The organism is Nocardia sp. NBC_00508 (genome assembly GCF_036346875.1).
GTDB lineage: Bacteria > Actinomycetota > Actinomycetes > Mycobacteriales > Mycobacteriaceae > Nocardia.
The window spans coordinates 4,909,006-4,930,092 of sequence record NZ_CP107852.1; the positions used below are offsets into that span (position 1 = coordinate 4,909,006).

The following is a 21,087-nucleotide window of genomic DNA, read 5'->3' on the forward strand; positions in this document are numbered from 1 at the left end:
TGCGTCTTGTTCTGCGGCTGGGTCTGCCTTCGCTCGGCTCGGCGCGGGCTATGGACGGACTTTGTCCGGCTGTGTCTTGTTCTGCGGCTGGGTCTGCCTTCGCTCGGCCCGGCGCGGGCAATGGACTGACTTCGTTCGGCGGTGCTCGCTATGCGGGGCTATGCACTGCGGGTACGCGTTCGGCCAACGGTGGCGGGGGCGGCGGGGTTCCGTCGCCGAACGGACTGCCGCCGAGGGTCTCTCTGCCGTGTGGGGTCAACCAGTTCGCCAGATCGGGCCCCTTCGGGACGATTCCGGTCGGATTGATATCCCGGTGCACCACGTAGTAGTGGGTCTTGATCTGCTCGAAATCGATGGTGTCGCCGAAGCCGGGGGTTTGGTACAGATCGCGCGCGTACGCCCACAGCACCGGCATCTCGCTGAGTTTGGACCGATTGCACTTGAAATGCCCGTGGTAGACGGCGTCGAAGCGCACCAGCGTGGTGAACAGCCGCACGTCGGCCTCGGTGATCGTGTCGCCGACCAGATAGCGTTGCGCGGCAAGGCGTTCCGAGAGCCAGTCCAGCCGGTTGAAGAGCCGGTCGTAGGCGGTGTCGTAGGCGTCCTGCGCGCCGGCGAACCCGCACCGGTAGACGCCGTTGTTGACGTCACGGAACACGGCGAGGTTCACCTGGTCGATCTCCGCGCGCAGCGCTTCGGGGTACAGCCGCGGCGCGCCGGGCCGGTGGTAGTCGGTCCATTCGGTTGAGAAGTCCAGTGTGATCTGCGCGTAGTCGTTGGTGACGACCTGGCCGGTCGGCACGTCCACGATGGCGGGCACCGTGATGCCGCGCGGATAGTCCGGGAACCGGGCGAGGTAGGCATCGCGCAACCGGGGGATGCCGAGCACCGGGTCGACCCCACCGGGATCCAGGTCGAAAGTCCAGCTGAGTTTGTCGTGCGTCGGACCGCACAGGCCGAGCGTGAGCACCTGATCGAGGCCGAGCAGACGGCGCACGATCAAGGTGCGGTTCGCCCACGGGCAGGCCCGAGCCGCGACGAGCCGGTAGCGCCCTGCCTCGACCGGATAGCCCTCGCGGCCGTCGGCCGTGATCCGGGTGGTGATGTAGTTCGTGTCCCTCTTGAACTCGCCGGGCTCGACGTAGGAACCGTTTTCGCTGGCCGACTTGGTCACCTGGACAGTTTCGCAGATCGAAGTCCTAGTGGGCGCTGTCTGTCGTAGTCCGTCTTCAGCCCCGCGCATGGCCGGAGCGAAGGCGGAGTACGCACAGAGGACGCGGTCGGACGTAGTCCGTCTTCAGCCCCGCGCATGGCCGGAGCGAAGGCGGAGGTACGCCTAGGCTGACCGGATGAGTGAAACGAAGGCCACCCGCCTGGAACGCGACTTCACCGCGGGCGGCGCGGAGGTGGCGACCCTCACGTTCGCCCATCCGCCGCTCAACCTGTTCGATCGGGCGATGCTGGACGCGCTGATCGCCGACATCGCCGAGTTGTCGGCGCGACCGCCGCGCGCCGTGCTGCTGCGTGCCGAGGGCAAGGTGGTGTCCGGCGGCGTCGACGTGCACGTGTTCGACGGTCTGACCGCCGAGCAGGGCGCCGAGCTGTGGCGCACGCTGTTCGCCCAGATAATCCATCCGCTGGAGGCGCTGCCCTGCCCGGTGGTGTTCGCCGCGCACGGGCTGACGCTGACCGCGGCCTTCGAGATCGCGCTCGCCTGCGACATCCTGCTCGCCGCGCCGAAGGCGAAGTTCGGGTTGGTGGAGACCGTGGTCGGGCTGACGCCGTCCATGGGCGGCCCGCAGCGTCTCGCCGAGCGGGCCGGGTCGGGACGGGCCCGCGAATTCGTGATGACCGGCGATCTCTACGACGCGGCGACCATGGCCGAGTGGGGCGTGGTGAACGAGGTGCACGACGACGTCGACGCGGCGGCCGAGGCGCTGACCCACCGGCTGGCGGACGGCCCGACCAAGGCGCACGCGGCGACGAAGCAGATCATCGAGGCGTGGCGTTCCGGCGGTGTGGCACATGCGGATTCGGTGACCCCGGAGGTATCCGGCGTCCTGTTCGAGACCGACGATCTCAAAGGCGCCGTGCGCAGCTTCCTCGAGGTGGGTCCGGGGAAGGCCGGCTACACCGGGCGGTGACAGGTAGGACACGTTCGTCGCCTATCCCAGCAAAATTGTGACCCGAGTCATATAGTCGCAGGTGCCTGCTCACTCGAGGCGCGCGGAGGACGAATGTCGCAGTTTCTCGTCGAATACCCCCTGACCGGCCCGCATGCCTGGGATAACCCGCTAGCCAGGGGCGCAGACGGTGTGCTGCGCTACGGGAACCTCACGCCAGCGCTCACCGAACTCTTGGATCTGCAGGTCCACGCGTTTTCCAACCGCGAAGCGGTGGTGGAGATCGGTGGCCCGCGCCTGACCTACCGGGAGCTGTGGCACGCCGCCTCCCGGATCGCCGGCGGCTTGCAGGAGCACGGCATCGGTTACGGCGATCGGGTCGCCGTGCACATGCCCACTGGCGCGCGCTGGGTGCAAACCTTCCTCGGCGCTCTGCTCAGCGGCGCGGTGCCGGTGCTGGTGCACGACGGGTTGCCCGAGGCGGTGGCCGAGCGCGTGATCACCGACAGCCGTGCGGATTTCGTGCTCGGTCGGGCGGGCGGCGAGACCGAACTGCCCGATGGCGCCGCCTACATCGATGACGGTGCGGCGCTGAGCGATCTGGCGCTGCTGTGCTACACGAGCGGCACCTGCACGCCCAAGGGCGTGGAGCTGACCAACGAGAACCTGCTCTCGGCGGTCCGCTCCATGGTCGCCGCGCTGGATCTGCCGACCGATGGCCTGCGCAACCTGGTGCTGCTGCCGTTGGCGCACGCCAGCGGCTGTGTCGATCAGCTCTTGCCGACCTTCGCGGTCGGTGGCACCGTTGTGCTCGCCAGGGACACCTGTGGCATGGCCGAAGCCATCGCGGCCGAGCGGATCGACATGGTCTCCGCGACGCCGCGGATCTTCGCGGGCTTATTGCCCGAGCTGGCTGAGCTGCGCGCCGATGGGCTGTGCACCGAGGGCGTCGTGCGGATCAGCAAAGCCGGTCACCGTGCCGAACGCGCCGCGGCGCGGATCACTCCCGTGGACCTGACGGCCGAACTGCACGGCGTGTTCCCGGCCGCTCGGCAGTGGTCGGTCTGGGGCGCGACCGAGACCAGCGGCATCGGCCTCGCGGTGGACGACGCCGAGCAAGCAGCGGACCACTCGGACGCGGACGCGGTGCTCGGATTCCCGTTCGGCGGTACGGAATTGGCGCTGTGGGGGCCGAAGGCAACGGCAGGGCACGGCGAACTGCTGTGCCGCGGGCCGAACGTCACGCCACGCTATTGGGACGACCCCACCACCACCGCGGCGCGCTTCACCGGAACCTGGTTCCATACCGGCGATCAGGTGACGATCGGCGCCGACGGCCTGGTGCGAAGGGGAGTGGTGCCCGCCGAGTGAGCCGCGCTCACTCCAGCATGCGCGTGCGCAGGCGCGTGAGCAGTTCGGGCGTCAGGCCGACAGTCGCGAGGTAGCCGGGCAGATCGCCGTGCAGTTCCCGCATCGAGGTCGTGGCGATCTCCAGGTATTCCTCGCGGACGCCGAGCAGGTCGACCGAGACCTCCTCGCCGCCGAGCAGTTTCGTCGTCATCAAGGAGCGCAGCGCGGGGATGGCCCCGTTGCTCTCCAGGTAGTCGGCCCGCACCTCCGCCTCGGTGACGCCGACCGCGCGCAGCAGTGTCGCGACGGCCCACCCGGTGCGGTCCTTGCCTGCCGCGCAGTGCACCAGCACGGCGCCCGCACCGCGCACGATGGATTCGGCGAGCGCGGCGATGGCGGCGTGCGCTTCGGGCAGCGCCGGGAACATCCGGTAGACCTCGAGCATGTGCGTGTAGGCGGTGCGCGCGGTCGCCTCGTGGGGCGGCGCCTCGGCCATTCTGGAGTCGAACGGCGTGATGGTCAGCCGGACGTCCTCGGGCAGCCGGTCGGCGCCGATGTGCGCGATCTCGCGGTGTCCGCGCAGGTCGTGCACATCGGTGACGCGCAGTTCGCGCAGCGCGGCGTGACCCGCCTCGTCGAGTCCGCTCAGTTGGGCCGAGCGCAGCAGCACCCCGGGGCGGACCTTGGCGCCGTCCTCGGTGCGCAGGCCGCCGGTATCCCGGAAGTTGAACGTGCCGGAGAGGAAGTACTGATCGGCGGGTGGCGAGAGAGTCACCGATCCAGGCTATCGGCACCACGGAACGAAAACATGTCGGTCGCGGATCGGACCACACATGATGAGCTGCCCGATCTGGTCGGTTTCAGTGTGCGGTTCGTCACAAAATTTGGGACGCCGAGCGTTTGAACCGTAACCTTTTCTACGGTCTGCCGGATGGCGGGAGGCTCCGAGATCGCCCGTCATGGCGGGAATTCGGGGCGACACGAGGTGATCGCATCCCGATCGCGGTTGGGTAACAAAACATTCTTTCAGTCTGAAACTACCCACCGAATCCGTTTCTAAACCCGGAAAAACCTCTAACATTGATGCACGTTGGACCGGGCAGCGCGGGTTTTCCAGAAGTTGCCCGCCATGTTCAGCGAGTCGCGCCGACCGAGGTGCGTGAGTTCTTTCGCCTAGGGAGTCGTCGTTGAGCGCAGGTGGAGAAGTAATTACGAAGGATCGGCTGCGGCCTGCTATACGCGAGGCGGTCGAAGAGGCAGCGGCCACGCTCGATTACACCGGGGTTCGCGCGCTGCGGGTGCTGCTGCACGCCGGGGTCAGTGCGTACTGGCCCTTGATCGCAGCCGCTCCGTCCAAGCACATCAGAGCATACGAAGCGGCCGTGCAGCTGCTGCGCGCTCGCTGGGACATGCGGACCGACCGCGTCGCCGACCCGATCGCGTCGGCGGCCTACCAGGGCATGGAAACCGAGGTCGCCGCGTTCCTGGAGCTGTGCACCGAGCGGTCGGGCACGCAATGGCTCGAACCGGTGGAGTCGATCTCGGCCTATGTTGTCTCGCTCGTCCGAGGCGCCGTTCTGCGCTGGCTGGCTGACTGTAACGACGAGGCCATGCTGGTGGTGCTGGATGACCTGGTCGGCGCCATGGCCGCGAAAGGGACCGACCGGTAGCACACCGGAAGTACTGGACGATCGACCAGTTTGATGGTTGAGTTGTCCTGGTGACCGAGACGTCGCCGATCCCGGGCCTGCACGCGGCCACCGCCGAGCTGGACCCGCCCTTGGCCGCCCTCGACCTGGCCGCGCTGCGCGCCAACGCCGCCGACCTGGTGCGTCGCGCTGGCGGTGTCCCGATGCGGGTGGCCAGCAAATCCGTGCGCTGCCGCGCCGTTCTCGCCGAAGTCCTCGGCACGGATCTCACCGCCGCGGGCGGCTTCGCGGGCATCATGTCCTACTCCCTGCGTGAGGCCATCTGGCTGGTGCGGCACGGGGCCCGAGACGTCCTGCTCGGCTATCCCAGCGTGGACCGGGCCGCGCTGGCGGAACTGGCCGCCGACGACATCCTGCTGCGATCGATCACGCTCATGATCGACGACATCGCTCAACTCGACCTGATCCGCGCCGCCCTGGGCACCGACCGCGCGCACCCCCGGGTCTGTTTGGACGTGGACGCCTCCCTGCGGATCGGCCCGCTGCATCTCGGGGTCCGCCGGTCCCCGGTGCGCACGCCGCAGGAAGCGGCCGCCCTGGCGAGCGCCGCGCTGCGTCGTGGCTTCGACGTGGTGGGCGTGATGACCTACGAGGCGCAGATCGCCGGGCTGCCCGACGCGAGTGCCGCGGTGCGGTTGGTGAAGCGGGTGTCCGCGGCGGAGATCGCCAAGCGGCGGGCGAAAGTGCTCGACGCGGTCCGCTCGGTGACCGGCAAGCTGGAGATCGTCAACAGCGGCGGCTCCGGATCCATCGAAGTCAGCGTCGCCGACCCGGACGTGACCGAGGTGACCGCCGGCTCCGGCCTGTACGTGCCGACGCTGTTCGACCACTACCGATCGTTCACCCCGAGGCCCGCACTCTACTTCGCCACGCCCGTGCTGCGGCGGCCCGCGCGGAAGATCGCCACCGTCTTCGCGGGCGGCTACATCGCCTCCGGCCCGGCTGGGCCGTCTCGCGTGCCGAAACCGGTGTGGCCCAGCGGATTGAAGCTGCTCGGCACCGAAGGCGCGGGAGAGGTGCAGACACCGCTGTCGGGCGCCGCGGAACTGCGGATCGGTGATCGGGTGTGGTTCCGGCACGCGAAGGCCGGTGAACTGTGCGAGCGGTTCGATACGGTGTATCTGGTCGACACCGACGGCTCCCGCGTCGCCGTGCCGACCTACCGCGGCGAGGGTGTCTGCTTCGGCTGACCGCTGTCCGCCAGCCGCAGGAATGCGCCCAGGTCGGCCAGTTCCTCCACGGTGGCGGGCAAGTACTCGGTGAGCAGTGGGGACCGGATGATGATCGCCCTCCACATGGCCCGGCACAGCGCGGCGCGGATCAAGCCGCGCGACAACAGCGACGGCATGCCGTAGGGGGCGTCGGCGGGGCTGGAGGTGGTCATCGAAAGCAGCACCACCGCCGCTTCCCTGCCGCGGAACCGATCCGGCGTGCCCACCAGCACGTCTTCGATCTTGGCTCGGGCGAGCATGGTCCGTATCCGCGCGACCTGCGCGGCGTACGGCGCGATCACGAAGATGTCGTGCGGGTGCAGCCTGCGCGTCGTCGCGCCGATCGTCCAGGACATGCCGAGCAGCGCGCGGACCCGGCGCACCACCTCGCGTGCCTCGGCGGGCGAGGTGGTGGCATTGCCGTAGTGGTCGACCAGGACGGTGTGCACGCCGGGCTCCTCGGCGTCCAGATGCCGTGCCAGCGTGACGGTTTCATTGGACCGCAGGCGTCCGTCGTAGTACAGCCGGGAAATGGGTTCGCACACCGCGGGATGCATGCGCCAAGTGCGGTCCAGGAAGTAGCCGCGCTCGGCGGGCAGGGTCTGGCGGCCCTCGGTCAGCCAGCCGAGCACCGATTCGCCGACCGGAGCAGGGTGGGTGCCGCGCGGGGTGGACGGCACCGGATCGCCGAGCAGCAGCAGGTTGCGCGCGCTCGCGGCGACGGCCACGGTTTCGGCCAGCGCGAAGCGGCCGGCGTCGGCGACCACGAGCAGGTCGAGACCCTCGCGCGGCACCAGATCGTCGTTGGCGAAATCGGCTGGAGTGCCGCCGAGTACGCAGCCGCTGATCGCGTTGTCCAGGAAACGCGGGTAGCGGGCGGCGTCGATCACGGCCCACTCCGGGGCGAGAGCCGCCGCGTCCTTCTTGGCGACCAACTCCGGCAGCACGCCGACTCGCACGATCGCGTCGAGCAGGTTCTCCACGGTCGCGTGGTCCTGCGCCACGATGCCGATCCGCCAGTTGTGCCGGGTGACCAGGCGCTCCAGCACCCGGGCCGCGGTCGAGCTCTTCCCGGTCCCCGACGGTCCCTGCACCGCGACGTACGAGCGGTCCAGCGCGCGCACCGCGGCGGTGATCGCGGCCGCGTGGTCGCCGTGCACCTCGGGCAGCCTGGCGCCGCCGTGCAGCCGGGGCGGGCGGCGCGTGAGAATGTCGAAGATTGCCTCCCGGGGCGAGTCCGGCAAGGTCATGAGCAACTGCTGCGCCGCGAGTTCGACCGCCAGTTCGGCGTTCTCGTCCCACGCGGGTAGGCCGGGTGCGATGGCGGTCGGCAGCTCGTCGTAGGGTTCGCAGCCTTCGGGCAGCAGTTCCTCCAGCCGGACGGTGTCGTCGAACTCGGTGTCCACCGAGCAGCCGAGCACCGTCGCCGTCGCGGTGGCCCGCCGGCCGACGGTGGTGACCATGCCCACGGGTGGCGGGGGGTCGTAGAAGGTGTAGACGGTGGTGCCGGGGGCGAGGACGCTCGGCCCCGCGGCGCCGCTCGAGCCGGTTCCGATCCGGCCGGTCAGCGTCAGATACCGCCGCATGGCCGGGCGGTCGGGGCGGCGATGCCATTTGGTGTCCACCGTGCCCCAGTCGGCGACCAGAACCCCGGCCGCATCGGGCCATTCGTCCACCGGGTGGCTGAGCCGGTCGGCATGTGCCCACAACAGCGGCTGCCGCTCGCGCCGGTGATAGCCGAGCGCGGCGGCCATCAGAGCCGACGGGTGCAGCGGAACACCGAGTCCCGCTGCGTATTCCGCGAGGGCAGCCTCCAGTGACGACGGCCGGGACGGCGGCATGAGATCGGGCTCGCCCGGGACGGTGTGCAACGAACTGGCTCGGGTCCGCGGACTCGACACGGTCCTCACCTGGATCGCGTCCCGACGCGATGACGGGTTCAGCAAGCACATGGGTAACTCGCCGGGTACGTCCAGGGTTCGAATGGCATTCGACGCGGGACCTGAACACAATTCCCGGGTCACTCGACTGGTACGGTCTGAAGACGCGGAGAGGCGGTGGAGTTCGATACGCTGCCCGGAACCACAGTCGAGCAGCCAATCACGCAGCCGCAGTACGGTGTCGGTGTCGCTCGCATCGGGCGAATGCTCCGCATCGGGCCACAGTTGTTGCAGCGTGCTCAGGTCGTAGGACGGCTCGCCGATGATCATCGCGTTGCGGAGGACCGGGTACAGGTCGACCAGGACACCCGCCCGGAGCAATTCGTCCACGAACTCCTCGCCGATGCCGTGCCGCCCGATGCAGCGCAGCAGCGCCGTGCGCACCGCCGAGGTGTAGTGGTAGATATGCAGATCCGGATACATCCGCCGCCGCTGGGCCAGATAGTCGAGCACCTGCCCGAGCGCGCGGCGTTCTGCGGCGCCGTCGAGCTCGTCCGTGCCGAACGGCCAACGCAGCGACAGGTGCACAATGTCCGGTCCGCCGATCTCGACCGTGCGGGGCACCCGTTCGCCGCCCTCGATGGTGAGCGCGAGGTCGCCGGGGGAGGACGGTGGCAGCGCGCCGAGCGCGGTCGCGTCGGTCAGCGTGTACGTGGGCGCACCCGAATCTTCACGTCGCAGTTGGGTTTCCGCTTGGCGGCGCAGCGCTGTGACGGCGCGCGCCGGCACATCCGGTACCGCGACCTCGGCGGCGGCCAGCCGATCAATGGTGCTCACTCCGGCTTCGCGCAGACGAGCGCGGATCGCCGATGGCATGCCGGCCACCAGCAGCAGATCGCGCGCGGCCGAAAGGGCGGCGGTACAGGTCCGGCAGCGGCCGCAGGCGAGATAGCGAGGGTCGCCCCACTGGACCGGCAGCAGTTCGCCGAGTTTCTCGTCCACGATGCGCTCCACCCGGCGCCTGCGTGCGCGGCACACCGGAAGGAGCTCGCTCAGCGCTTCGGCGGTGCTCTCCGCACCGAGGTGCAGCCGGACGAACGGTGCGGTCAGCGCGCCCGAATGGTCCAGTGCCGCAGCACAGGCGGCGAGCTCGAGCGCGGCGCCCACTCGATCGGCCGCCGTGGGCACGACACCGTGCACGGTGTAACGGACTCGGTGTTCCGCGCGTACCAGAAAGTCGCAGGAGCTATGGAATCGACCGTCGAAGAAAGTCGCGCCGTGAACGACGTGTGCGCCCGCGCGCAGGGCTGCGATGGTGTCGGTGTGCGCGGCCGTCAGCGCCGCGACCTGCTCGGCCGGGCCTCCCGAGTCGTCCGGTGGCCGGTCGATCTGCACCACCGCGCCGGCGAAGCGGGCACGGTAGTCGGCGAGGTGGCGTTGCCGAACACCATCGATTCTGTGTTCGAGTTCGGACGCCGGTGCGGCGGTGCCGGGTTCGGCCGGGAGGGTGCCCAGTTCGGTGTCGAGGGCGCGCAACACTGCGAACTCGCAGTGCGCTGCGCGCACGAGATCGACGGCGGTGCAGACGACACGATCACCGAAAACGAACAAACGCGGCCCTCCTGTGTCTTCGCGGGACACCCGCTGCCGCGTGCGCCTCGTTACGCACCGACGGCAACACTGTAGCTAGGCGGCTGCCTCGCCTGCGCTCGGCCCGGCGCATAAGCGGCTGCTCGAGCCTGCGCTCGGCCCGGCGCATGAGCGGCTGCTCGAGCCTGCGCTCGGCCCGGCGCGGGCTGTGGACGGACTTCGTCCGGCTGCGTCTTCTATGCGGCTGCCTCGCCTGCGCTCGGCCCGGCGCGGGCTGTGGACGGACTTCGTCCGGCTGCGTCTTCTATGCGTCTACCTCGGGCGTACCCTCCCCGGTTCAGGAGCGTGGCTTACGGCGCTCCGGTCGCTTGACGCCCTCGCGCTCCCTGCGCGGGCCACGGGTGAACGAGCGATGCTGCGGCGGACCCGAGTCCAGCTGCAACTGGATCAGCACACCACTGATCCTGGTGCGCCGCAATGCCTCCAGCGTCTCCGCGGGCAGTTGCGCGGGCAGCTCCACGAGGCTGTGGTCGGGACGGATGCTGATGTGCCCGAAATCGCTGCGGCGCAGGCCGCCTTCGTTGGCGATGGCGCCGACGATCGCGCCGGGCACCACGCGATGGCGCTTGCCGACGCTGATCCGGTAGGTCGCCAGCTCGGTTCCGCTGACGCGGTGCTGCGAGCCGCCCCGGTCCTCGTCGAACCGCCGGGAGGGCCGCTCGCGTAGCGTCCGGTCGCGCTGCGGCCGCTCGACCGGCTCCGGCTCGGGTTCCATGAAGAAGTTGTCGCCGTCGTGCGAGCCGATCGCCAGCGCCGCCGCGATATCGGCCAGCGGAATGTTGTGCTCGGCCTCGTAGTCCTCGATCAGCTTGCGGAACAGCGTCAGATTCGACGAGGTGAGGTTCTCGGTGATGGTGTCGCCGAACTTGGTGACGCGCTGGGCGTTGACGTCTTCCACGCTGGGTAGCTGCATTTCGGTCAGCGGGTGCCGGGTGGCCCGCTCGATCGACTTGAGCAGGTGCCGCTCGCGCGGCGCGACGAACAGCAATGCCTCGCCGCTGCGTCCGGCGCGGCCGGTGCGGCCGATCCGGTGCACGTAGGACTCGGTGTCGTGCGGAATGTCGTAGTTGACCACGTGCGAGATCCGCTCCACGTCCAGTCCGCGCGCGGCGACGTCGGTGGCGACCAGGATGTCGAGCGCACCGGACTTCAGCTGGCCGATGGTGCGCTCGCGCTGGTTCTGGGCGATGTCGCCGTTGATCGCGGCGGCGGAAAAGCCCCTGGCGCGCAGTTTTTCCGCGAGCTCTTCGGTGGCCTGCTTGGTGCGGACGAAGATGATCATCGCCTCGAACGACTCGACCTCGAGCACCCGGGTGAGCGCGTCCAGCTTGCGCTGATGCGAGACCTGCACCCAGCGCTGGGTGATGTTGGTGGCCGTCGAGGTCTTCGCCTTGACCGTGATCTCGACCGGATCGTGCAGGTACTGCTTGGAGATCTTGCGGATCGCGGCGGGCATGGTCGCGGAGAACAGCGCCACCTGCTTGTCCGTGGGTGTGTCGGCGAGGATGCGCTCGACGTCCTCCTGGAAGCCCATCTTGAGCATCTCGTCGGCCTCGTCGAGCACCAGGTACTGCAGCTGCGACAGGTCGAGCGTGCCCTTCTCCAGGTGATCGATGACCCGGCCCGGCGTGCCGACCACGACGTGCGCGCCGCGGCGCAGGCCGGACAGCTGGACGCCGTAGCTCTGGCCGCCGTAGATGGGCAGCACGTGCAGGCCGGGGATGTGCGCGGCGTAGCGGCCGAACGCCTCCGCGACCTGGATCGCAAGCTCGCGGGTCGGGGCCAGCACGAGGGCCCGCGGGCTCCGGCCGGTGACCTCGAGTCCCATCAGGATCGGGATGGCGAAGGCGGCGGTCTTGCCGGTGCCGGTCTGCGCGAGACCCACGACGTCGGCGCCGGAGAGCAGCGGGGGAATCGTCGCCGCCTGGATCGGCGAAGGCGATTCGTAACCGACGTCGGCGATGGCCGCGAGGATGCGGTCATCGATCCCGAGATCGGCGAAGGACGGGCCGTCTTTGTCCCTGTCGTCGTCGCCAGGAACGCTGTCGACCTGATTGGTGCTCATTGACCAGGAGTTTACTGCCTCGTGCTGGTCGTCCCGGCCACCGCCCCAATACGGTGAGACCTATGCAACTGGACGACTCGCCCGCGCATCAGGATCGGACGCCGGAACAGCTGGACGTGGCGGTCGTCCAGTTCGCCCCCTCGACCGATCCCTCGGCCAACCTCGCCGCGCTGCGCGAACACGTGCGCACGGCCCGCGAGCGCGGGGCGCGCGTGGTCGTCGCGCCGGAATACTCGATGTTTGCCGTGACCCGGCTCGACGAGCGGGTCGTGGCCGTCGCCGAGCCGCTGACCGGCCCATTCGTCACCGGCCTCGGCGATATCGCACGCGAGTTCGGGGTGTTCCTGGTCGCCGGGATGGTGGAGCAGGTCGCCCCGGGAGGTGACCGTATCCGAAACACTCTCGTCGTGCTCGGACCCGATGGCGTCCTGGTTACGTGCTACCGGAAGGTGCACCTCTACGACGCCTTCGGGCACCTCGAATCCGACGTGGTCGAGCCGGGCGCGATCGAGACGCCCGCCACATTCCTGGTCGGTGATGTGACATTCGGCATGCAGACCTGCTTCGATCTGCGCTTCCCCGAGGGCGCGCGCCGGGTGGCCGCCGCGGGTGCGCAGGTGCTGCTGTTGCCCGCGCAGTGGATTCCCGGGCCGGGGAAGGTGGACCAGTGGAGCACGCTGGTGCGCGCGCGTGCCATCGAGAACACGGTCTACGTGGCCGCCGCCGATCAGGCCGCGCCCCGGGGTTCGGGCGCCTCGATGATCGTGGACCCGACCGGCGCGGTGCTCGCCGAACTGGGTGACGAGCCGGGTGTGCTGACCGCCGGAATAGACCTCGCCTACCTGAGCAAGGTGCGCGTCACCAACCCGAGCCTCGCGTTGCGCAGATTCACGATCACCGAGCGCGGACCGGAGTAGCGTTCGGATCGATGGTCTACACCGATCGGGCCTCGGCCGGTCGCGCGCTGGGTGCGTATCTGGAACACCTGCGGGCGTCGAACCCGCTGGTGCTCGGCCTGCCGCGCGGCGGGGTCCCGGTGGCCGCCGCGGTGCGCGAGGTGATCGGCGGTGATCTCGACGTCCTCCTGGTCCGCAAGCTGGGTGTGCCGTGGCAACCGGAGCTGGCCATGGGCGCCGTCGGCGAGGACGGTGTGCGGGTGCTCAACCCGGATGTGCTGGCGCACACGGGGGTATCGACGCAGCAGGTGGCTTCGATCGAGGCTCGCGAGCGCGCCGAGCTGGAACGGCGCAAACAGATGCTGCGCGGGGATGCCCAACCGATCCCGCTGGAGGGCCGCACCGTGGTGATCGTCGACGACGGGATGGCGACCGGCGCCACCGTCGTGGCCGCCTGCCGGGTCGCGCGCCTGCACCAGCCCGCACGGGTCGTGGCCGCGATCCCGGTCGCCTCCACGGAGGCGATGCGCCGAGCCGAGGCCGAGGCCGACGAGGTGGTCTGCCCGTGGGTGCCACGCTCGCTCGGCGGTGTCGGTGGCGCCTACCGTGACTTCCATCAGCTCGGCGACGCCGAGGTCACCGCGCTGTTGTGCTGACGCTCAGAGTTCCGCGATGCCCTTGCGGTGGCGCTGCGCCAGGTCCGCGTAGAAGCCGGGGTTCAGCTGGACCCACACCTGGGCTTGGGTGCCCTCGATCGGGCGCTTGACCTCGGCGGGTGATCCCGCGGCGAGCACACCGTCGGGGATCTCGGCGCCGGGCGGGACCAGCGAATGCGCGGCGATCATGCTGCCCGCCCCGATCTTCGCCAGGTCCAGCACCGTGGTGCCGTTGCCGATGATGGTGTCGGCGCCGACCGTGGCCCCGTGGAACACGACGCTGTGCGCGATGGTCGCGCCGGAGCCGATCTCCATCGGCACGTCCGGCGGCACGTGCAGGACCGCGTTGTCCTGGATATTGGCGCGTTCCCGGATGACGATCGGCGCCAGGTCCGCGCGCAGCACCGCGCCGTACCAGATCGAGGCGCCCGCCTCGACCCGCACGTCGCCGATCAGCGTCGCGGTCGGGGCGATGAACGCCGACGGATCGACCTGGGGCCGTTTGCCTTCGAATTCATAGAGTGGCACTCGTACACCGTAAGCGGTCGGATCACGGCGTCGGCCCGATGCCCCGATCGGCCGTGTCGGCCCACGATGGCCGCCGCGTCGGGGTAACCCGGCGCCTGGATACGACGCTGCCGTGTCGGACGTGCGCTAAGCAGATGTCACACCGGCGGCCGGTACATCGTCACCTCGACAGACACGGAAAACGAAACTGTTGAAGGGAATGTGATTCCGATGACCACCGCTTATTACATCGTTGGTGTCCTGGCAGCCTTGTGGATCGGCTTCTCGGCCTACTCCATCGTCACAGGGCAGAAGTTCGTCGTGGAGCCTTTGGTGGAATACGGCGTACCGAAGTCCTGGTGGAACTGGCTCGGCTTGGCCAAAGGCGCCGGGGCGGTAGGCCTCGTAGTCGGCTTCTTCATCCCGGTCGTGGGCGTGGCCGCCGCCATCGGTCTCATCCTCTACTTCGCCGGTGCCGTTGTGACCACCCTGCGCGCTCGCTCCTACAAGACCACTCCGTTCCCTCTGCTGTACATGGCCCCGGCGATCGCCACCCTGGCTCTTCAGCTGGCCATCTGAACTCGAATCCGCGACTGCGCCAGCAGATTCCGGCCCGGGACGTATTCGTCCCGGGCCGGAATCTCGTTGCAGAGGAGTTCCATACCGAGCCTGGCCGTCGGGCGGTTCAGCGCTGAGCGTAGGCCGTTGACGTGCGTGCGGCCGCGGTGACCAGGGGGCGCAGTTGGGCGGCGAACCGCTCCGCGGTGACGGCGACGATATCGACGTCGGTGCCGGTGCGCACCGCGTATCGGCCGTCCGCGACGACGTCGATCCAGCACAGCACGCCGAACGGGCGCGGCTCGCCCGCGCCGCGGCGGGCGGAGACGACGATCTGGCCGATGCCTTCGCGCGGCTGTTTCAGCAACCTGCGGATCCGGGCCGGAGTGGACGGACCGGCGACCGGGACGGTCACCAGGTTGCGGCTGTCTTGGCCGACCTGCGCGAGGGGAGCCGTCAGGCGCGGGAGGTTGCCAGGGGCGTTTTCCGGCAGCATCGAAACCACCCGCGCGCACAGACTTTTCGAGCCGCCGACGAACAACCGCACATCGCCGCCGCGGTCGGGCGTCGCACCGGGGCGCTGCGCCGCGACCACCGCGACGTTCCCGGAGACGGCGCCGAGAATCCGGACCGGTCGCGCCGCCGCGCCGGGTGCGTCGCCATCTGTCGCCGATGCGGGGGGTGGCGTCAGCGGCCCGCCGTCCTCGCGCGGAGCGCAGGTGTGCGGGGCGGGGGCCGGATCACGCTGACCGAACACCTCGATCCGTAGGTCCGGCTGCGCGAGAACGCGCAGCGCCGCTTCCAGATCCGCGTCCAGCACCTGATCGCACCAATGCTCGAGCGCGGGCTGTTGCGCGGCGCGCTCGCCGGCGTCGCGGGCGGACAGGCGCACCGCGAGGGGATACGGGATTCGATCTCCGTCGGTGCGCGACCAAGCCAGCGCGAACTGGTCCGGGGTCAGCGTCCAGTTCACTCGTACTCGGCCCATTCGCCCAGCACGGGCGGCGTGGTCGGGTCGAGCGACCCGATGAGGTCACCGCCGTCGTCGGAGGGCTCCAGGAAGGTGGGGAGATCGTCCAGGTCGAACTCGTCGTCTTCGTCGTCGACGGAGACCGCCCGCGCGCCCGCCGCGTTCGCGGCCGGGCTCGCCCCCGAGCGCGGGGTGTCGGCCGCGGCCAGCGCACCGCCCATCAGACCGCCCACCGCGCCCGCGCCGAGGCCGGTGACCGCATTATTGCTGTCGTTGTCTTTGCGCCGCTCGTCACGCTTGCGTTGCTCCTCTGGTGGGAGCTGGCTGCCCGCGCCCGGCACGATGACCGACTCGTTGCCCACCGATGCGGGGGCGGTCGCCGGTCCGGATGAGCTCGCGGTGGGAACGGTGCGGATCCCGGACGCGGCCGGGACCGTCGAGGGCGGTGTGTCGGCGGCGGGCACAACCCGGGGAGTGGTCGTCGCCGGAGTATCGCCCGTGATCGTGGTACCCGCCTGCGTGACGCCTGCGGTGGTCGTCGTGGGGCTGTCCTCGGCGAGGACCCGGTCGGTTGGGGCCGCGCTCGGATCCGTCGTCCAGCTCGGGCGCTGCGGGGTGTGTTCGAGCGGAATCGACTGCGCGTCAGGCGAAATCGAGACGTTTGCGGCTACTTTGCTCGCCGGTGTGGCGGTGGATGGCGCAGGTGTCGGGTCGTCGTCCGCCTCATCGGGGAACGCGGGCACGTCGGTGCCGGTCCGGATGAATACGCCCGCGTAGATGTCATTCATCGCGCGCACGACATCCTGGCGTGCGTGCTCGCTCGCCTTCTGGCCCTCGACATTGCTGGTCGCCTGATCCGGATCGAGCAGCGCCGCACCGAGATCCGGCGTGCCGCCGGAAGGTTCGGACACCGCGGCACGCAGCGCCTCCGCCGCGTCGCCTGCCTGGCCGAGGCGTTGCGAGACCACGGCGAAGACGTCAGCGAGGTCTTGGCCGCTCTGCTCGAACACGCGCACCACGGCGTCCGCGTTCTCGGCCGCGGCGCCGCGCCAGCCGTCGGCGATGGCGGCGCGAATCGCGTTGTGCGCCTGGAATATCGCGTCGGCGAGATTGGCCGCGGCGTCGCCCCAGGCCTGCTGGCCGCCCGCCAGCACAGCGGGCTGCAGCAGCTGGACCTTGGCGTGGATCTCCGCGTGGGTGAGGTTGTCGAAGACCTCTACGTTCGGCGAGTACGCGGGGTCGGTGCGCCGATGGGTCGCCCGCTCACCGGCGCGCGGCATCTTACGCATGCGCCGCTCCCGTCACGTCGATCCGCTCGACCGCCATGGCCTGCGCCTGGTCGGCCTGCTGATACGCCGCGGCGGCGGCGCGGAAGGTCTGCGCGAGTTCCCGTGCCGCGGTGGCATATTCGCTCAGCCGGGCGATCGCGCCGTCGGCTTTGCGCTCGAAACCGTCGCGCAGTGCGTCACCCGAGGCGAATCCGCCGAAGCCGGGCAGCGACGTGGCCGCGCTCAAGATGCGGATCTGTGCCTCCACCTGGTCGGCGAGCTGCTCGTACTGGCGCGCGCACCGTTCGTGTGCGCCGTCGGCGACCAGTAGGCCGTCGATCCACAGTGAACCGTCGTCGACCGCACGGTTCAGTGCGGTGACGTCGATACCGGGCGCGGTGACCTCGGCGGGTGGCTCTCCGCCGAACCCGTTCTCCTGCGATGGCATCTGCCCGTCCCCCTTCCTCGTCCGAAGAGCGTGTTCGGTTTCAAGGATGCCGTGCCAACCCCACGACGACACCCTGTATCCAGTCCGCGATGTCGGCAGTGACCCGCGTGTGCACCGGCTCGTGCAGCAGGTCGTGCCCTGCGTCGGTGTACTGCCGTAAATCTACCGATTCGTGGCGGCTAGTCCATACCCTGATTGCATCGATCGGCGCGCGCCGATCGTCTACACCGTGCACCGCGAGCACCGGAAGTGCGCGTGGCAGTGGCGTTCCCGGCGCGCCGGGAACGCCGCCGCCCAGCGCGCGCTTCGGGACGCCGGACAGCACGAGTCCCGCCAGCTCATGTGGGGGGAGTGCGGGCCGCAGCGGGTAGTCCCGCGCGAAGGCGGCCGAATCCGGTATCGCCTCCCCCGAATCCGGCACCGCGGCGCCGAGCATGGCCAGTGCCGTGACCGCGCCGAGCGAGTGGCCCATCAGGATCACCGGCAGCCGCGGCTGGTCGGCCCGGACCAGCCCGACGAGGCGCGTCGCGTCGTCCACCAGCTCCGTCAGGGTGCCCGGCCGCTCCGGGTCGCCCTCGCTCAGTCCATGTCCGGAGGTATCCAGCGCCCATACCTCGGCCTCGGTGGGTCGCATCGCGCGGGCGAAGCGGTGATAATGCCCGGTGTTCTGACCGATGCCGGGTAGCAAGACCACCGTGCACAGCGGGTTTTCGATCGGCCACCGCCGATAGTGCATCCGGCCGCGCGCGCCGTCGAAGAATGGCATTCACCGATAGTGCCAAAGATCGTGTCGCGGATGGGACAGCACAATTTTTCGGTAAAGGCGGCTAAACTGCGCGGCGACCCGCCCCTTTCCCGAGCCGAGGTGCCCGTTGCGAACCATCTGCCGTCGAGGCGCCTGGGTCTTGTCCGCCGCCGCGGTAGCCCTTGCCGGTGCGTTCGCGCCGGTCGCCTCCGCGGCCCCGTCGGTCGCCTCCTGCGGCCCCGCCGTGGCGGCTACCGCCGTGCCCGCCGGGCTGCCGTTGCTCGACTGGGCGGAGAACCTGGGGTACGACGCGCAGGGCAATCTGTGGGTCTCCCGGCTCAACCGCAACGAGGTCCAGCGCTACGACGCCGCGGGCAGGCTCACCGCGGCCGTCCCGGTGGAATTTCCCGGCGCCGTGCGGCCGGGCCCGGATGGACTGCTCTACGTCGTCTACGGTGACGCGCCGATCAGCGTTGTTCGTCCCGGCGGGGTGATCCGCTTCGATCCGAGCGCGGCCGCGCCGAAGCCGGAAGTCTTCGTCTCCGGCTTCACGATGCCGAATGGCGCGGCATTCGACCCGAGCGGAAACCTCTACGTCGCAGGGCTTTCCGGCGTGGTCAAGGTCGGTCCGAACGGAGTCGTCGACGCCGCTTGGGGCAAGCCCGTGGCCGGACTCGCCGCCAACGGCGCCGCCGTGCACGACGACATGCTGTACGTGACCGCCAACGGCGGCCCGCTCGGCCGGATCGTCCGCATCCCGCTCGCCGCGCCCGCCGACCGCAGCACCGTCGCCGACCTCTCCTCGCCGCTGGCCGGCCTGCCGGATTTCGCCGACGACCTCCTGGTCGACCCGGCGGGTGTCCTCTACGTGACCACTCTGACCGGCCAGCTGGTCCGCGTCGATCCCGCGGACGGCGCCGCGTGCGCCGTCCTCGACAGCCAGCCCATGACCGCCGTCGCCGCCGTTCCCGGCCGCTCGGACGAACTGCTCGCGAGCACTGAAAACGGCGCCATCCTCCGCATCCACCTCGCCCGCTGACCTATCGCCCGACTACCGGCCAGGGCATCGTCTCCGCAATGACGGGCAGCGTAATGGGGCCGAGCGTAGTGAAAGGGTGGCTCAACCGCACGGTTGAGCCACCATTCGACTCCGCGGTCTGCCGGGAGGACACCGCGTTTCAGAGGTATTCGGCCACGACTTCGTAGAGTGCCGGGTTTGCGCTGGCGACCTGCCTGGCAGCGTCCACCGACGCTACGACCGTCGCGTTGGCCCCGGCGGCTGCGCAGGCTTCGGCACTGTCCCAGTGGGCGACGTTGACGAGTTGGAATCGTGCGTGCGGCAGGAGCGCCCGGTGCAGACGTACGTCCCGGAAGCCGGGTGCCTCCCGCATGATCTTTGCCCGTTCGTGCCAGTTCTCGATGAATTCGTCGATCTGCTCGGCAGGTATTTCCAGGACGTTGATGAAGGTGATTCCGTTGTCCGTCATACGAGTGCCTATCCGTTGGTGGGTTCTTCGTGACCGGAGAACTCGCGGTGGCCGATTGCGCACCGACCCGCCGTGAGCCGGAATGTCTTGTTCCAGAACGAACATCACAATGCAACCGCGCAACCGCCGAGTCGCGAGTTGCTCGGGCGCCACAGACCAGTGTCTTCATGCCCACGTGACTGCTCAAGGACTTCCTACCCACAGATCCGGACACGCGGTCGGCTCATACTTGTCGTCGACCGCGAACATGGGCGCACCAATCCGATACTGCTCCAGGCCCATTCACGGAAACCCAACCGCCGCAGTCGATCTCATCCGGACACCAGAGCTGGCCACGAGTATCGGACGTGGCTGGTAGTGCCAGGCATGCGATCCGGCGCCGTGTGCACCGATGATCGGCGCGATCCGGTCACCGCGTTCGTCGGACGTTGATGCTCGGTCGTCGCTCTGGGCTGTGGAAGTGGACAGGCTCAGTCCTATTCCGCGGGAACGAGTCGGATAATCGGGAGGACACGATCGGTGGCCTGCTGATACTTCGCGTAGCGGGGCTCGGCCGCGGTGATCCGCTCCCAGGCAGCCGCTCTGCGCGCGCCGGTGAGTTGCGACGGCACAACATGAATCGTCCGATCGGGAAACTCGGCTGAGACCTGGTCCGGGTGCGCCGCGATATTGTGGAACCACGCGGGATTACCTCGTGCTCCGGCCGCCGAGGCGACGATCAGCCACGCGTCCTTACCATCCGGGAACCAGGCCAGCGACGTCTGCCGCGTCTGTCCCGTCTTGGCACCTGTCGTGGTGAGGACGAGCACATCCATTCCCTGAAATTTCCCGCCTTTGCGCCGATGCCAGTTCATCATGCGCTTGCTGAGCCATCGAGTGACCGGCCCGGAGGACTGGTTGCGTCGGCCATAGGTTCCGCGTTTGCTGTCGAACACCATGCGCCCAGGATACTTTTCTCGACAATACTTGTCGAGGAAAGTATCAGCGGATCGGCTACATTGTCCGGCATGAGCCGACCGAGCCCCGCCATGCTCAGCTGGCGCAACCTCCACCTGGTCCATACCGCGGTGGGACAGCAGTTGGACGCCCGCCTCACCGCGGAGGCCGCGTGCTCACTAGTCGAGCACGACCTGATGGCCTGGCTGGCAACCGAGTCGGACGGCCTGCGGATGGGTGATCTGGCGAAGGCGCTCGCCGTCACTCCTGGCGGGCTCACGCGGATCGTCGACCGATTGGCGAAGCGCGCGTGGGTGGTCCGCGGACCAGTGGAGCGCAACCGCAGGGAGGTGCGGGCGACGCTATCCCCCGAGGGGCGTGTCGCGCTGCGAAAGGCCCGCCGCGTCTACGGTTCGGTCCTTGCGGAAACGCTGGCGGCGCAGTTGTCCGAAGAGGAGCTGGAAACCCTCGGCCGACTGTCCGGCAAGGTGCTCGACGGAATCATGCCGAATCGGCAGGCCTGAACTCGTCGGATGCGGGTATGTCAGGTTCAGATCGTTGCGCGGACCATCCGCCTCGGCTGCGCCAACCGAACGCCGGGACGCGCGCTTGGTCGTGGGGCGGAGGA

Annotated in this window: 20 protein-coding genes; 9 read left to right on the forward strand and 11 right to left on the reverse strand. The window is 69.3% G+C overall.

Translation table 11 applies throughout. The features are described from left to right. Positions 1-148: 148 nt before the first annotated feature. A complete protein-coding gene (locus tag OHA40_RS21785) occupies positions 149-1,174 on the reverse strand; it encodes a glutathione S-transferase family protein (protein WP_330228734.1) in 1,026 nt (341 codons plus the stop codon). A gap of 175 nt (positions 1,175-1,349) precedes the next feature. Here OHA40_RS21785 and OHA40_RS21790 point away from each other — a divergent pair, with 175 nt between their 5' ends. Continuing rightward, positions 1,350-2,144: an enoyl-CoA hydratase/isomerase family protein gene (locus OHA40_RS21790; RefSeq protein ID WP_330228735.1), complete on the forward strand. Its 795-nt coding sequence runs from the start codon at positions 1,350-1,352 to the stop codon at positions 2,142-2,144. A gap of 93 nt (positions 2,145-2,237) precedes the next feature. Further along, positions 2,238-3,494, forward strand: coding sequence for a class I adenylate-forming enzyme family protein (locus tag OHA40_RS21795; RefSeq protein WP_330228736.1), 1,257 nt, complete (start codon positions 2,238-2,240; stop codon positions 3,492-3,494). A gap of 7 nt (positions 3,495-3,501) precedes the next feature. Here OHA40_RS21795 and OHA40_RS21800 read toward each other — a convergent pair whose 3' ends face one another. Beyond that, positions 3,502-4,248 (reverse strand): tyrosine-protein phosphatase, encoded by a 747-nt coding sequence (locus OHA40_RS21800; protein WP_330228737.1) that lies wholly within the window; start codon positions 4,246-4,248, stop codon positions 3,502-3,504. A gap of 412 nt (positions 4,249-4,660) precedes the next feature. Here OHA40_RS21800 and OHA40_RS21805 point away from each other — a divergent pair, with 412 nt between their 5' ends. Continuing rightward, positions 4,661-5,143 carry a TetR family transcriptional regulator gene (locus OHA40_RS21805; protein WP_330228738.1) on the forward strand — a complete coding sequence of 161 codons (483 nt, stop codon included), beginning with the start codon at positions 4,661-4,663 and terminating at the stop codon, positions 5,141-5,143. A 50-nt stretch (positions 5,144-5,193) separates the two neighbouring features. Continuing rightward, a complete protein-coding gene (locus OHA40_RS21810) occupies positions 5,194-6,372 on the forward strand; it encodes an alanine racemase (protein WP_330228739.1) in 1,179 nt (392 codons plus the stop codon). Here the strand turns inward: OHA40_RS21810 and OHA40_RS21815 are convergent. Continuing rightward, positions 6,342-9,884, reverse strand: a complete 3,543-nt coding sequence (locus tag OHA40_RS21815; RefSeq protein ID WP_330228740.1) for an AAA domain-containing protein — start codon at positions 9,882-9,884, stop codon at positions 6,342-6,344. The two genes, OHA40_RS21810 and OHA40_RS21815, sit on opposite strands and share 31 nt — an antisense overlap. Positions 9,885-10,200: 316 nt before the next feature. Next, a complete protein-coding gene (locus OHA40_RS21820; RefSeq protein ID WP_330228741.1) occupies positions 10,201-11,988 on the reverse strand; it encodes a DEAD/DEAH box helicase in 1,788 nt (595 codons plus the stop codon). A 62-nt stretch (positions 11,989-12,050) separates the two neighbouring features. Between OHA40_RS21820 and OHA40_RS21825 the strand changes: the two genes are divergently transcribed. Next, the gene (locus OHA40_RS21825; RefSeq protein WP_330228742.1) at positions 12,051-12,905 is read left to right on the forward strand and encodes a carbon-nitrogen hydrolase family protein; all 855 of its coding nucleotides are present in this window, start codon (positions 12,051-12,053) and stop codon (positions 12,903-12,905) included. 11 nt (positions 12,906-12,916) lie between these two features. Further along, entirely contained in the window at positions 12,917-13,540 is a 624-nt protein-coding gene (locus OHA40_RS21830; protein ID WP_330228743.1) for a phosphoribosyltransferase, read from the forward strand. 3 nt (positions 13,541-13,543) lie between these two features. On the opposite strand, the gene OHA40_RS21835 is transcribed toward OHA40_RS21830, so the two are convergent. Beyond that, positions 13,544-14,068, reverse strand: coding sequence for a gamma carbonic anhydrase family protein (locus OHA40_RS21835; protein WP_330228744.1), 525 nt, complete (start codon positions 14,066-14,068; stop codon positions 13,544-13,546). A 210-nt stretch (positions 14,069-14,278) separates the two neighbouring features. Here OHA40_RS21835 and OHA40_RS21840 point away from each other — a divergent pair, with 210 nt between their 5' ends. After that, positions 14,279-14,626, forward strand: a complete 348-nt coding sequence (locus OHA40_RS21840) for a DoxX family protein (RefSeq protein ID WP_330228745.1) — start codon at positions 14,279-14,281, stop codon at positions 14,624-14,626. Positions 14,627-14,732: 106 nt separating this feature from the next. Here OHA40_RS21840 and OHA40_RS21845 read toward each other — a convergent pair whose 3' ends face one another. From OHA40_RS21845 to OHA40_RS21860, 4 genes are read right to left on the reverse strand one after another with little or no spacing between them, the layout of a single operon-like run. Beyond that, positions 14,733-15,593 carry an ESX secretion-associated protein EspG gene (locus tag OHA40_RS21845; RefSeq protein ID WP_330228746.1) on the reverse strand — a complete coding sequence of 287 codons (861 nt, stop codon included), beginning with the start codon at positions 15,591-15,593 and terminating at the stop codon, positions 14,733-14,735. After that, the gene (locus OHA40_RS21850) at positions 15,575-16,864 is read right to left on the reverse strand and encodes a PPE domain-containing protein (protein ID WP_330228747.1); all 1,290 of its coding nucleotides are present in this window, start codon (positions 16,862-16,864) and stop codon (positions 15,575-15,577) included. The genes OHA40_RS21845 and OHA40_RS21850 overlap by 19 nt, the downstream gene beginning before the upstream one ends. Next, positions 16,857-17,291: a hypothetical protein gene (locus tag OHA40_RS21855; RefSeq protein ID WP_330228748.1), complete on the reverse strand. Its 435-nt coding sequence runs from the start codon at positions 17,289-17,291 to the stop codon at positions 16,857-16,859. Before OHA40_RS21855 ends, OHA40_RS21850 begins: the two co-directional genes overlap by 8 nt. A 40-nt stretch (positions 17,292-17,331) precedes the next feature. After that, positions 17,332-18,057, reverse strand: coding sequence for an alpha/beta hydrolase (locus OHA40_RS21860; RefSeq protein ID WP_330228749.1), 726 nt, complete (start codon positions 18,055-18,057; stop codon positions 17,332-17,334). Between the two features lie 139 nt (positions 18,058-18,196). Between OHA40_RS21860 and OHA40_RS21865 the strand changes: the two genes are divergently transcribed. Next, positions 18,197-19,075 carry an SMP-30/gluconolactonase/LRE family protein gene (locus tag OHA40_RS21865; protein ID WP_330228750.1) on the forward strand — a complete coding sequence of 293 codons (879 nt, stop codon included), beginning with the start codon at positions 18,197-18,199 and terminating at the stop codon, positions 19,073-19,075. Between the two features lie 139 nt (positions 19,076-19,214). On the opposite strand, the gene OHA40_RS21870 is transcribed toward OHA40_RS21865, so the two are convergent. Together OHA40_RS21870 and OHA40_RS21875 are read right to left on the reverse strand one after the other, a co-directional pair. Then, positions 19,215-19,523 (reverse strand): antibiotic biosynthesis monooxygenase family protein, encoded by a 309-nt coding sequence (locus OHA40_RS21870; protein WP_330228751.1) that lies wholly within the window; start codon positions 19,521-19,523, stop codon positions 19,215-19,217. 476 nt (positions 19,524-19,999) lie between these two features. Continuing rightward, positions 20,000-20,461 carry a nitroreductase/quinone reductase family protein gene (locus OHA40_RS21875; RefSeq protein ID WP_330228752.1) on the reverse strand — a complete coding sequence of 154 codons (462 nt, stop codon included), beginning with the start codon at positions 20,459-20,461 and terminating at the stop codon, positions 20,000-20,002. Positions 20,462-20,530: 69 nt separating this feature from the next. On the opposite strand from OHA40_RS21875, the gene OHA40_RS21880 reads away from it, so the two are divergent. Next, entirely contained in the window at positions 20,531-20,983 is a 453-nt protein-coding gene (locus OHA40_RS21880) for a MarR family winged helix-turn-helix transcriptional regulator (RefSeq protein ID WP_330228753.1), read from the forward strand. The last annotated feature ends 104 nt before the right edge of the window (positions 20,984-21,087 follow it).

What these genes read in the sequence shown, in the direction of transcription:
- OHA40_RS21790 (WP_330228735.1), top strand. Translation starts at nt 1,350, where the DNA reads ATGAGTGAAACGAAGGCCACCCGCCTGGAACGCGACTTCACCGCGGGC.
- OHA40_RS21795 (WP_330228736.1), top strand. Translation starts at nt 2,238, where the DNA reads ATGTCGCAGTTTCTCGTCGAATACCCCCTGACCGGCCCGCATGCCTGG.
- OHA40_RS21820 (WP_330228741.1), bottom strand. Translation starts at nt 11,988, where the DNA reads ATGAGCACCAATCAGGTCGACAGCGTTCCTGGCGACGACGACAGGGAC.
- OHA40_RS21825 (WP_330228742.1), top strand. Translation starts at nt 12,051, where the DNA reads ATGCAACTGGACGACTCGCCCGCGCATCAGGATCGGACGCCGGAACAG.
- OHA40_RS21830 (WP_330228743.1), top strand. Translation starts at nt 12,917, where the DNA reads ATGGTCTACACCGATCGGGCCTCGGCCGGTCGCGCGCTGGGTGCGTAT.
- OHA40_RS21840 (WP_330228745.1), top strand. Translation starts at nt 14,279, where the DNA reads ATGACCACCGCTTATTACATCGTTGGTGTCCTGGCAGCCTTGTGGATC.
- OHA40_RS21845 (WP_330228746.1), bottom strand. Translation starts at nt 15,593, where the DNA reads ATGGGCCGAGTACGAGTGAACTGGACGCTGACCCCGGACCAGTTCGCG.
- OHA40_RS21850 (WP_330228747.1), bottom strand. Translation starts at nt 16,864, where the DNA reads ATGCGTAAGATGCCGCGCGCCGGTGAGCGGGCGACCCATCGGCGCACC.
- OHA40_RS21855 (WP_330228748.1), bottom strand. Translation starts at nt 17,291, where the DNA reads ATGCCATCGCAGGAGAACGGGTTCGGCGGAGAGCCACCCGCCGAGGTC.
- OHA40_RS21860 (WP_330228749.1), bottom strand. Translation starts at nt 18,057, where the DNA reads ATGCCATTCTTCGACGGCGCGCGCGGCCGGATGCACTATCGGCGGTGG.
- OHA40_RS21870 (WP_330228751.1), bottom strand. Translation starts at nt 19,523, where the DNA reads ATGACGGACAACGGAATCACCTTCATCAACGTCCTGGAAATACCTGCC.
- OHA40_RS21875 (WP_330228752.1), bottom strand. Translation starts at nt 20,461, where the DNA reads ATGGTGTTCGACAGCAAACGCGGAACCTATGGCCGACGCAACCAGTCC.
- OHA40_RS21880 (WP_330228753.1), top strand. Translation starts at nt 20,531, where the DNA reads ATGAGCCGACCGAGCCCCGCCATGCTCAGCTGGCGCAACCTCCACCTG.